Source organism: [Limnothrix rosea] IAM M-220, assembly GCF_001904615.1.
Classification (GTDB): Bacteria; Cyanobacteriota; Cyanobacteriia; order Cyanobacteriales; family MRBY01; genus MRBY01.
The window spans coordinates 35,347-46,035 of record NZ_MRBY01000031.1 but is presented as its reverse complement, the minus strand read 5'-3'; the positions used below and the strand labels follow the sequence as shown (position 1 = coordinate 46,035).

General features: G+C 48.2%; 10 protein-coding genes. 4 read left to right on the top strand and 6 right to left on the bottom strand.

Annotation, left to right across the window (positions count from 1 at the left end; all coding sequences use genetic code 11):
* Positions 1–78: 78 nt before the first annotated feature.
* The gene (gene sat, locus NIES208_RS12510; RefSeq protein WP_075893258.1) at positions 79–1,245 is read right to left on the bottom strand and encodes a sulfate adenylyltransferase; all 1,167 of its coding nucleotides are present in this window, start codon (positions 1,243–1,245) and stop codon (positions 79–81) included.
* Positions 1,246–1,327: 82 nt separating this feature from the next.
* Between sat and NIES208_RS12505 the strand changes: the two genes are divergently transcribed.
* From NIES208_RS12505 to NIES208_RS12500, 3 genes are read left to right on the top strand one after another with little or no spacing between them, the layout of a single operon-like run.
* The gene (locus tag NIES208_RS12505; protein WP_075893256.1) at positions 1,328–1,732 is read left to right on the top strand and encodes a hypothetical protein; all 405 of its coding nucleotides are present in this window, start codon (positions 1,328–1,330) and stop codon (positions 1,730–1,732) included.
* Positions 1,729–1,860: a hypothetical protein gene (locus NIES208_RS19695; protein WP_282956457.1), complete on the top strand. Its 132-nt coding sequence runs from the start codon at positions 1,729–1,731 to the stop codon at positions 1,858–1,860. The genes NIES208_RS12505 and NIES208_RS19695 overlap by 4 nt, the downstream gene beginning before the upstream one ends.
* Before the next feature lie 58 nt (positions 1,861–1,918).
* Positions 1,919–4,573, top strand: coding sequence for a chloride channel protein (locus NIES208_RS12500; protein ID WP_075893254.1), 2,655 nt, complete (start codon positions 1,919–1,921; stop codon positions 4,571–4,573).
* A 298-nt stretch (positions 4,574–4,871) separates the two neighbouring features.
* Here NIES208_RS12500 and trpA read toward each other — a convergent pair whose 3' ends face one another.
* From trpA to NIES208_RS12475, 5 genes are all read right to left on the bottom strand, one after another.
* A complete protein-coding gene (gene trpA / locus NIES208_RS12495) occupies positions 4,872–5,666 on the bottom strand; it encodes a tryptophan synthase subunit alpha (RefSeq protein ID WP_075893252.1) in 795 nt (264 codons plus the stop codon).
* Between the two features lie 71 nt (positions 5,667–5,737).
* Complete coding sequence (locus tag NIES208_RS12490; protein WP_075893250.1) at positions 5,738–6,061, bottom strand: DUF3007 family protein; 324 nt, start codon at positions 6,059–6,061, stop codon at positions 5,738–5,740.
* Between the two features lie 53 nt (positions 6,062–6,114).
* Positions 6,115–6,351 (bottom strand): NAD(P)H-quinone oxidoreductase subunit L, encoded by a 237-nt coding sequence (gene ndhL / locus NIES208_RS12485; protein WP_075893248.1) that lies wholly within the window; start codon positions 6,349–6,351, stop codon positions 6,115–6,117.
* Positions 6,352–6,426: 75 nt separating this feature from the next.
* Positions 6,427–6,765, bottom strand: a complete 339-nt coding sequence (locus NIES208_RS12480; protein WP_075893246.1) for a hypothetical protein — start codon at positions 6,763–6,765, stop codon at positions 6,427–6,429.
* A gap of 169 nt (positions 6,766–6,934) precedes the next feature.
* The gene (locus NIES208_RS12475; RefSeq protein WP_075893244.1) at positions 6,935–7,177 is read right to left on the bottom strand and encodes a DUF6737 family protein; all 243 of its coding nucleotides are present in this window, start codon (positions 7,175–7,177) and stop codon (positions 6,935–6,937) included.
* Positions 7,178–7,309: 132 nt separating this feature from the next.
* Here NIES208_RS12475 and NIES208_RS12470 point away from each other — a divergent pair, with 132 nt between their 5' ends.
* Positions 7,310–10,606, top strand: coding sequence for a CHAT domain-containing protein (locus NIES208_RS12470; protein WP_075893242.1), 3,297 nt, complete (start codon positions 7,310–7,312; stop codon positions 10,604–10,606).
* The last annotated feature ends 83 nt before the right edge of the window (positions 10,607–10,689 follow it).

The following is a 10,689-nucleotide window of genomic DNA, read 5'->3' as shown; positions in this document are numbered from 1 at the left end:
TCCTTTTCTCTAAAGAATTTTGGCTACATTCTTATCCATAACTGACGTTATTTAAAAATCGATGTAATTTAAATCAAATTACTTGTGCATAGCGCGAGCTAACTCAGCTGCAACAAGGGGGCGAGAGAATTGTGGCGGGGGAAGCTCACCACGGCGAAGCATTTCACGCACCTTAGTACCAGAGAGGTGGACGCGATCTTCGGGGCCACTGGGGCTAGTCTTCGCAGTCGCCATTTGCTCAGTCTTCTTACAGTAGAAGGCATGCTCAAACTTCATGGGTGTAATGCCGAGAGCCGCAGGGTCGAACTTGTCGAACATTTCTTGAGCTTCGTACGTACCGTAATAGTCACCTACACCAGCGTGGTCACGACCAACGATGAAGTGCGTACAACCGTAGTTCTTACGAATGAGGGCGTGGAAAATCGCCTCGCGGGGACCTGCATAACGCATGGCAGAGGGGTTAATCGCCAAAATGACGCGATCTTGAGGAAAGTAGTTTTCCATCATGATCTCGTAGCAACGCATCCGCACATCGGCGGGGATATCGTCGCTCTTGGTTGCACCAACGAGGGGGTGAAGGAACAGACCATCAACGGTTTCGAGGGCACACTTCTGGATGTACTCGTGGGCACGGTGGATGGGGTTACGGGTTTGGAAGCCGACAACTGTTTTCCAGCCACGCTCTGCAAATGCTGCACGGGAAGCGGCGGGGTCAATTTGGTAGGCGGGGAAAAGAGGATGAGGGTCACGCTCTAGCAACCAAACAGGGCCAGCAAGGTTTACTTCGCCTTGGTCGTAAATTACTTTTACGCCGGGATGCTTTTCTTCGTCTGTTTTGTAGACGTTAACTGCTTCGTGGGCTTTGTTGTAGTGGAACTTTTGGGTGAGTTCGAGGACACCAATAAAGCGACCATTCGCATCGTCAAGGCGTACCCAGTTGCCTTCTTTGAGGGGTGCTGCAATCTCTTCGGTTACGGGCAAGGTCACCGGAATAGACCAAGGTAGACCGTTGCTGAGGTGCATGGTGTCTACGACGGAATCATAGTCAGACTGCTCCATGAAGCCTTTTAGGGGACTAAAACCACCAATGGCAATCATTTCGAGGTCGGACTGGGCGCGTTTGTCGAGGGTAACGCGGGGGAGGGTATCGGCCTGTGCCAAAAATTCTTTCTTTTCGGCTTCGGAGGCGATTCGGTTAATTAATTGTCCGCCGTGGGGAGCAATTAGACCTGATTCGGTACTCATAATAAATTTTTAGGAATAAAAGCAAGTTGACCTTCAAGCACACATACTATCAGTTTGGGACTGATACAGGATCTTTCCTCATATGAAGAGATGGCGATCGCCCTTTCTTGTAAATATTGTCTTTTTCTTTCTAGATCTTCAACTTCTCAGAGAAGTTGAAGATCTAAGTGCCCTAACGCAACAGCAAATTGAGTTTGACTTTGCGGGTGAACTATTGCCAATCGATCTGCGCGAAAACCCATTCCCACATCCGGGTAAAAACGACTTCCCAAAATGCGTCAGAGATTTTGAGAGCGATGAAGAGAAAGGCGAAACCAACGAAATTAATGTTCATGTGAATTGCTCTGTAGAAGTGAACAATTTCACGATATTGAGGGGTTATGGTGTTCGTCGTCCCCAACTTCTTCGGACTTTGCCTGACTTTTATCTGACTATTGCTACCATTGCCTTACTAAGAGAATTTTTTGGGGATGTTGCAGCGAAATGAAAGCCTTGCCAGAAAATTTTTTACGGGAAATCGCAGCAGAACAAAATCTCACTGAGCCACAAATAGAGGTCTTTGTTGCACAGTATCTTGGAGCAAGCTTGAATTTACGGCGGGGAACGGGCAAATAATCTGATAGCTTAAGAGCAGATCAATTCATGTTCGAGATTCCACGACTAGGAAACCATCATGATTCCCGTGCGAAATTGGGGAATATCTCGTCGATTTGGGCAGCTTAGTCTCAATCGCAATTATTTAATTGTTGAAGCCTGTATTATCGGCATAATTTCAGGTCTCTCGGCTTTATTTCTGAAAGCGGGCATTGGCAGTCTTGGGAGTTATCGTGTTGCTCTCAGCCATCAATATGGGGCATGGCTAATTTTGCCGCTCTTTGGTTTGGTCTGTGGTGGCTTGGCTGGTTTTACGTTGCAGACGTTTGCGTCTGAGGCTAAGGGGGGTGGGGTTCCCCAAGTTAAGGCGGTTTTGGCTCAGTTTCCGCTGCCTTTGTCTTGGAAGGTGGCGATCGCCAAATCGATCGGGACAATTTTAGTTTTAGGGGGCGGTTTAACCCTTGGACGGCGTGGCCCGACGGTGCATATTGGGGCGGCATTGGCAGCGCAGCTCAGTCAGTGGTTACCCATTACGCCGGATCATCGTCGGCAAATGATTGCGGCGGGAGCAGCGGCGGGGTTGGCGGCTGGTTTTAATACGCCCATTGCGGGGGTGCTCTTTGTGGTGGAGGAGTTGATGCGGGATGTGTCCGGCCTCACCTTAGAGACGGCGATCGTTGCTTCCTTTACGGGGTCGGTGGTATCGCGGTGGTTTGGCACGTCGGATTTAAATTTGCCCAGTGAGCTACTGATTGCGGCGAATCAAAGTTATTTTTCGGTCAAGGAAATTCCGCTGTATTTAATCTTGGGCGCTTTGGCTGGGGGTCTGGGTGCTTTTTTTAATCGTGGTATTTTGACGGTCTTGCATTTCAATCGGCGCATGCGCCTAAACCTTGCCACGCGTATGGCGATCGCCGGCATGATTTCGGGTATTGTCATTTCGTTTTTACCGTCCTTTTTCCGGGATAACGCTGGGCTACGGGATTTTCTTTTAACGGGGGATGCCGGTTGGGAAGTGATTGCGATCGCCTTCGTTGCCCACTTTGGTCTTAGTCTCTTGGCCTATGGCTCCGGTGCGCCGGGAGGGTTGTTCGCGCCGACTTTAGTCCTCGGAACAGCATTGGGATATCTGGTGGGTTTTTGCGCGGAAGCCCTAATTCCCGAAGCCTCCCAATATACCTATGCCCTTGCGGGAATGGGGGCGTTTTTTACGGGGGTGGTACGCGTTCCCGTGACGGCGATCGTGATTGTCTTCGAACTCACTACAGATTTCAATTTAGTTTTGCCCTTAATGCTGGCATCGGTGACGGCGTTTATTGTGGGCGAAGGCATGTTTAAAGGTTCCATTTACGAGCATCTCCTTGAAGCGAGTGGCATTCATCTTAAGGAGCAAAATAACTCCCGGGTGCTCATGGATTTAACGGCAGCGCAGGTGATGCAACCCGATGTTGAAACCATTGAAAGTCACCTGACCATTGATGAACTTTTACCGATTTTGTCCCAGTCACCCCACAGGGGGTTTCCAGTTTTGGAGCGTGGCAAATTAGTGGGGGTGTTAACCCAGGGGGATTTAGGGCAGGCATCGCCGAATCAAAGGGATATTACTGTTGGGGAATTAATGCAGCGCAAGATTATTACTGTTGCACCGCAAGCCTCCCTCAGTGATGTGTTGTATTTGCTTAATCGCTATCAAATTTCGCGATTACCTGTGGTCGAGCAAAATCAGTTACGAGGTATTATTACCCGCTCTGATATCATTCGCGCCGAAGCCCAAAAGCTCTTGGGAGACAGTGAGCACGCGATTAAGCTGCGGGAACCGAGCTACTGTGTTTATCGCACCCAAGATATTGACCGCCATCAACCGAAACTCTGGGTGGCGATCGCCAACCCCAACACCGCCGAAGCCTTACTAAAAATTGCCTACGCGATCGCCAAAGATAAAAATGCCATCATTTGCTGTTTACACATTATCGAAGTATCTGCACCCTGTCCCTTACCAGAAACGGCGATCAATACTATCCCCGAACGTCAGCTCTTACAACGCCTCGAAAAGCTAGGTCACCAATGGGGAGTCGCTATTCATACCCAAATTATTTTGGCGCATGACGTTGCAGCAGTGATGTTACAGCAACTGTCCACCGATGATATTGGACTAATCCTTGGTTGGCAGGGCGATCGCAACCCTGCGGGACAGCTCTTCGGTAATGTCATTGAAGTATTAGTCAAAGAGGCTCCCTGCGATGTCCTTTTAGCAAAAACCAGCCATGCTCATCCCCTAAAGCTAGCCCCATCACCCTCCATACCTCGCCTACGTACTTTGTGTCCTATTTCTGGTGGCCATAATGCCCAACGAGCTTTGGAGTTTGTCCCGGCTCTGTTGCGCCTTACCCCGGATGTCCGCCGTTATTCGCTACCCTCACAAATTTGTCTATGTCAGGTGTATCGCCCTAAACATCAAATGCGTCACTTTCCCGTTCTCAGTTCCGCTCAAACTAAATTGAAAGAGTATGTCGAAATTCCGGTGATTCCTTTACCTATCCGCTCACGAGTGATCATAGATAGTCTTATTCGAGTCATTAAGGAAGAAACCTATGATGTCGTTGTCATGGGAGCAAGCAGCGACAGTCTCCTCCAGCAAGCCCTCCACGGTAATATCCCAGAGGCGATCGCCAAAGGGACAAACAGAACAGTGATTATTGTGCGCGGCAAATTCGAAAAAGATTTATCTTTTTGAGCTTTATGGTTGAAGAAATTTTAGTGAGATTACACCATGGTCAAGATAAAGTGGCGGTGGCAAATAATTTATTGAACTTTTGAGCATTTTTAAGACCCACCAATACCCATTTTTTTAGTATTCAATACACCCAAAATGATGCATTACGACAGACAAGAAATTATCGGTTGATTTAAAGCGTTTTTGCCATCTCCACACAGCCTACATTGTTCTTGCCCAACCACGGATTAAAGAAAAATAGAAAAGAGGCCAACTCCTATGAATCAACCTCCCCATACTTTAAACCCTCGTCAATGTTCTAGGCGATCGCCCCTTTGAGAGATTCACAAAATTCTTTGACGGCTTGCAACCCTTCTGCGGGCGTACCAGAAGCCAGACGTTTGACAATGGCACTCCCGACAATCACACCGTCAGCTCCCCAATCTCTCAGGAGCTTAGCTTGGTCAGGATCAGACACACCAAAACCAACACCCACAGGCTTATCAGTGACAGCACGGAGCTTCGGTAATAGCTCTTCCACACGGCTGGCCACAGAAGTCCTTGCCCCCGTTACCCCCGTCACACTCACGAGATAAATGAAACCCTGAGATGCTTTGGCGATCGCCTCAATCCGTTCATTAGGACTAGTGGGTGCAACCAAAAGCGTTAACTCCAGACTATTCGCCGTCGCCGCAGCCAAAACAGCATCAGATTCCTCAAGGGGAAGATCTGGAATCACCAAACCCTTCACGCCCGCAGCAGCAACCTGCTGCATAAACGCAGCCACACCACGATAAAAAATGGGGTTGTAATAAGTAAAAAGAATAATCGGCGCAGTTATCGTTGGGCTAACACGCTTCACAATCCCTAAAACATTTTCGAGGGTCACACCACGACTAAGGGCACGGGTAGCAGCCGCCTGAATAGTTGGGCCATCAGCGAGAGGATCCGAGTAGGGCACGCCCAATTCAATAAAATCTGCGCCGGATTCATCCAAAATCTTGATCGCCTTTTCTGTGGTTTCCAAATCCGGATCACCCGCTGTAATGAAGGGAATAAGAGCACATTGTCCGGCTTGTCGTAGAGATTGGAAATGTTCGGAAACGGAGGTCATAGCTTTAGCGGAATGATTACACAAGGGGTTATTGTACGCCGCAAACTCCCCCTGTAGCGATCGCCGCGGGTTTATTTTTTCTCAGAAGTAGATTTTGTTTTTTCCGCTGTCAGCTCAGCAGTTAATTTTTCCAGCTCTTCGGGGCTCATTTCATCCAAGCGACGTTGGAGAGCCGCCTCTTCATATTCTTCACGCTGCTTGTGAAAAGTCATGGTCCTTGTGCCCACTCGAAAGAGGTAAGTACTGACCCAACCGATGACGACAATAACCAGGGCTGCCTGCGACCAAATGCCTGCATCCATACTGTCGAGACCTGCAACCTTAAAACCAAGGTACAAAAGGCCACCGGCGACAAAAATACCGAAACCGATGGCAAAAACATCAAGACGTCGCATAGTGAAAGCAACCTAAACAATGGGTAATTTTAATCTTGTAACACAGCTCTTACCTAGACTTCGCGACGACGGGGACGAAGGTTAAGGAATGGGCTGAGGAGCAACATGCCGGGGAATAGGAAAAACACCAGAAAGTACATAAATAATCTTTCAATGGAGCTTGCCACGAGGGAGCGCTTATTAATGTAGTAGTAAAGACCCGCGGGCAAAACAAGCAGGTAAGTGGCACTTAAACCCAGATATAAAACAGCAACCAGCAGAGTTTCTAGAGGTAAATCAAAGGGTGGCATAACGGTACTTTCTTCAACAGAAATTTTGTATTTTAGTTATTTTAGCCTAGAGCTTCAGGGTTACGGCAATGGTTTTTAGGTATCGATCCACTGGTTCGACAAAATATTATTGACACCCTGGGCAATGCGGGCGAGGTCTTCGTTTAGTAAAGGTGGCCAGTTGACGGCTTGTTGTTTGCCAGCTTCGTAATATTGACGGCTATCGTAGGCCAAGCGAAATAACATATGTGCTAAACCACGATCAATAGAATCTAAGCCTTTTACGTGCTGATAAACCGTTTTAAGGGTCAACAGAATATTTGTCACTTGTCCGGGAATCGGTGCTTTTTGCTGTTCTAGTAAGGCTAAAAAAGATCGGCGATCGCTCAATGAACTTTGGGAGGAAAGGTATTGATAGGCAGTCTTATAGTCCATGAGCTCTGACTAATTTTTTAGGAAAGGATAAAAATTTATACCCTAATGTAGATGAAAAGTGCACTTCGTTCCTACCGCCAAATCACTGGTTCGTCGGGTTAAGATCACTTACAAGGTATCGACTTAGGGGAAACTAGCATAATATGCGCGAAAATTTCCTACGTCTTTTCTAGTGATTTTTCATCTCGTCGAGTAAGCCCGACTCCTGCGCAAGCTTGGGATAAAGTCCAACAAAAAAGACCATCCATGCCGTCAGTGGCACTCCCACTAGTCCAGTTAGCCAGTAGCGGTGGAACAGCAACCAACTGCCGGCGATCGCCCCGCAACCCGTTAATAAAATCGACCAAGGTTGACACCACCAAGGTTTGTAATGCCACACACTCAGCTCTTGGGAATTTTGATCTGTTGCCATGGTTTCTTTAGGTCTCCTAAATGATGCTCGATCAATAACGATAGAAGATTTTGATATAAATTTTGGTACAGGGTTGCCATTTACTGTTTCAAACTTCTTAGGATCGGAGCTATTCGGAGTTTTACATTGGCTATGTTGATGCGCCCCTCATTTTTCGCGGCTACGTGCAAATCCCTCGCGGCTTTGGGTTTTGCTTCTGGTTTGTGGTTAGGGATGCCGAGTTTGGCAGATACCGAGCGTGACTTTATCCTCAACGAACAGGGGGCGCTCACGGAAGAAGATGAGCGGCTAGACAATGGCCGTTATGTAGATTTTTTTGAACTTGTCACCGAGGCTAATCAAAATTTAGTGATTTTGCTGGGCAGTGATGATTTTGATAGTCATCTCTTTGTTTTTGATGGGGAATGGAACAAGATTGCGGAAAATGATGATTTTCGCGGCAGTCATTCTGGTTTAGTGCTAGAAAATCCTAATGGTGGTCTGATTCATATTGTTCCGACGAGCCATGAGCCGGACACACTGGGGACTTATTTTCTGACGGTGCGGGAAACTTCTGAGCTGGAAAATATTAATCTCGCAGCTAATCGTCTCGCTGATGCGGCGAATGAGTTTTACCAGGAGGGTTCGGCGATCGCCCTGCGACAGGCGGAGGAAAAATGGCTAGAAGCGTTAGCGCTCTACCGTAATGTCGGGAATAGGGCACAGCAGGCTAGTGTGCTCAGTAGTCTGGGGTTTATTGCGGATTCCCTCGGCGAAAAAGAGATTGCCCTAGAACGGTATGAAGCGTCATTGGCGTTACATCAGGCCTCAGAAAATCGCTATGGTGAGGCGATCGTCACGAATAATTTAGGTCACGTTTACTCTACGACTGGCAATAAACAAAAAGCTCTAGAACTCTACAAAAAATCCTTGGTACTGCTCCGGGAAGTGGGAAACCGCCAGTGGGAAGGGTCGACGTTAAACAATATCGGTGCGGTGTATGGCGCGTTAGGAGAGCAGGAAGAAGCGCTTAAATATTACGAAGAATCTTTGCCTGTGTTGCGGGAAGTCGGTAATCGACAGGGGGAAGCGCGCACTCTTAGTAATGTGGGCAGTATCTATGATGTTTTGGGGGAGCGCCAACAGGCTCTGGATTATTATGGTCAGGCTTTGGCAATTTTTGAGGAGATTTCTGATGATGGCGGCAAAGCCACAGCTCTGAATAATATTGGCATTGTTTATGATGATCTCGGAGAGGATGAGCGTGCCCTTGAATTTTATGCCGCATCTGTGCCCCTCTCTCGCAATGTCGGCGATCGCCTCGGTGAAGCCCGCACCCTGAGCAATATTGGCGTAATCCATGGGGAGCGGGGTGAGTACGAAAAGGCTGTGGAATATTACCTCGCAGCATTGCCCCTGTTAGAAGCTGTTGGCGATCGCGGCGGAGAAGCGACAACCCTCAATAATTTGGGTTTAGTCTTTGCCAATGTTAATCGTCCTGAACGGGCTTTGGAATATTACGAACAGGCGTTACCCATTACCCGCGAAACGGGCGATCGTGGTGGGGAAGCAACGACCCTCAATAACCTTGGCCTCATCTATGAAAAACAAGGTGATGTGGCACAGGCTCTGGCTTATTTTGAAGCATCCCTGCGTTTGTCCCAGGCCATCGGCGATCGCTCTGGTCAAGCTCTCACGTTTTACAATATTGCCAACCTCGAACGGCAACGGGACAATCAAGAACCAGCCATTGTCGCCATCGAGTCTGCCATTGAAATTATTGAAGATTTACGGGTCACTGTGGCCAGCCCAGAGTTACGGCAGTCTTATTTTGCAACGGTGCAATTTTATTACGAGCTGTACATCGAGCTGCTGATGGAGCAGGAGGCCAAAAGTCCCAACGAAGGTTACGCCCAAAAAGCTTTTCTCGCCAGTGAACAGTCCCGCGCCCGCACCCTCCTAGATCTGTTGGCCGAAGCAAATGCCGATATTCGCGCAGGGGTTGAGCCAGCATTACTCCAACAAGAAAAAAAACAATTAGCCCTACTCGATCAAGTGGAGCAGGCGAGATTTTTGGTGTTTAGCAATCCAGATAGTACGGCCGCAGCGCAACAGGAAGCCGATGAAAAACTGGCGATCGCCACCACAGCCTATAAAGAATTGCAGGACGAAATTCGCCGCTCTAGCCCCCAATACGCCAAGCTTAAATATCCCGAACCCACCTCCCTAAAAACATTACAGCAGGATATTTTGGACGAAGAAACCGTGCTGCTGCAATATTCTCTCCACCGCGACAAAAGCTATCTATGGGCTATTAGTCAAAATGATTTTGTCAGTTATGAGCTAGCCGGGGCCCAAACCCTGCGGGAGGCGATCGAGGCTGTACGCCAAAGCATTACCTCTATCCGTACTGGTTTACCGCCCCACCTTGAGCGCCGTCAAACCCAACAACGGGTTGCAGCCATTGCCACCCTCAGTGATCTCATCCTCCGCCCAGCCATAGAGAAGCTAGACAAAAAACGGTTGGTGATTGTAGCCGACGAAGATTTACACTTTATTCCCTTTAGTGCCCTCAGCCTCAGTGGGCAGGAATACAACCCCATCGGCGATCGCCACGAAATCGTGAATGTCCCTTCTGCTGCGACCCTAGACAGCCTACGCGCCCAAAACATTAAACCAATTCAGCCGGATGCTTCCCTAGCAATCATTGCCGACCCCGTTTTCAATGAAAAAGATTGCCGTTTAGAAAGTGATGTAGATACTTGCGAAAATCAAATTACCGATCCAGCACCCACCTTTCTGGCTTCTAATAGTCTCAATAATCTAGCGCTAAAACGGTCTGCCCAAGGTTTTGACGATGTAAATTGGGATCGGCTCCTCGGCACTCGCACCGAAGCCAAAAGCATTTTAGACCTTGTCAATCAAAAATCCCAAAAAACCTTTGATGCCCTAAGTTTTGAGGCCAGTAAAGACCTCATGACTGGCGATCGCCTCCAGGACTATGACCTGATTCATGTGGCAACCCACGGCTTTCTCAATACCGTCGAGCCAGAACTATCCGGCATTGTTTTTTCCCTCGTTAACGAAAATGCCGAACCGCAAAACGGTTTTCTCCGACTTAGCGAGGTGTTTAACCTCAAGCTCAACGCTAGCTTGGTGGTACTCAGCGCTTGCCAAACCGGACTTGGCGAACAAGTGAAAGGTGAAGGTTTAGTCGGACTTAGTCGTGGATTTATGTACGCTGGCGTGCCGAGAATTATTGTGAGTCTCTGGCAGGTAGACGATGCAGCGACCGCCGAATTTATGACCCGTTTTTATCGCCTTTTAATCAGGGAAAATCTCACCCCCGCCGCCGCTCTCCAACAAACCCAACAGCAAATGCGCACCGAAACTGAATGGCAACATCCTTTTTATTGGGCGGCTTTTATTCTCCAAGGTGACTGGAATTAAGCTGATTTTGCTAAAAAAAAGAGGCGATCGCCCCGTAGACAACCACCTCAAATCATTAAAAATAGAGCTTCGGCTTGTTGCTT

What these genes read in the sequence shown, in the direction of transcription:
- sat (WP_075893258.1), bottom strand. Translation starts at nt 1,245, where the DNA reads ATGAGTACCGAATCAGGTCTAATTGCTCCCCACGGCGGACAATTAATT.
- NIES208_RS12505 (WP_075893256.1), top strand. Translation starts at nt 1,328, where the DNA reads ATGAAGAGATGGCGATCGCCCTTTCTTGTAAATATTGTCTTTTTCTTT.
- NIES208_RS19695 (WP_282956457.1), top strand. Translation starts at nt 1,729, where the DNA reads ATGAAAGCCTTGCCAGAAAATTTTTTACGGGAAATCGCAGCAGAACAA.
- NIES208_RS12500 (WP_075893254.1), top strand. Translation starts at nt 1,919, where the DNA reads ATGATTCCCGTGCGAAATTGGGGAATATCTCGTCGATTTGGGCAGCTT.
- trpA (WP_075893252.1), bottom strand. Translation starts at nt 5,666, where the DNA reads ATGACCTCCGTTTCCGAACATTTCCAATCTCTACGACAAGCCGGACAA.
- NIES208_RS12490 (WP_075893250.1), bottom strand. Translation starts at nt 6,061, where the DNA reads ATGCGACGTCTTGATGTTTTTGCCATCGGTTTCGGTATTTTTGTCGCC.
- ndhL (WP_075893248.1), bottom strand. Translation starts at nt 6,351, where the DNA reads ATGCCACCCTTTGATTTACCTCTAGAAACTCTGCTGGTTGCTGTTTTA.
- NIES208_RS12480 (WP_075893246.1), bottom strand. Translation starts at nt 6,765, where the DNA reads ATGGACTATAAGACTGCCTATCAATACCTTTCCTCCCAAAGTTCATTG.
- NIES208_RS12475 (WP_075893244.1), bottom strand. Translation starts at nt 7,177, where the DNA reads ATGGCAACAGATCAAAATTCCCAAGAGCTGAGTGTGTGGCATTACAAA.
- NIES208_RS12470 (WP_075893242.1), top strand. Translation starts at nt 7,310, where the DNA reads ATGTTGATGCGCCCCTCATTTTTCGCGGCTACGTGCAAATCCCTCGCG.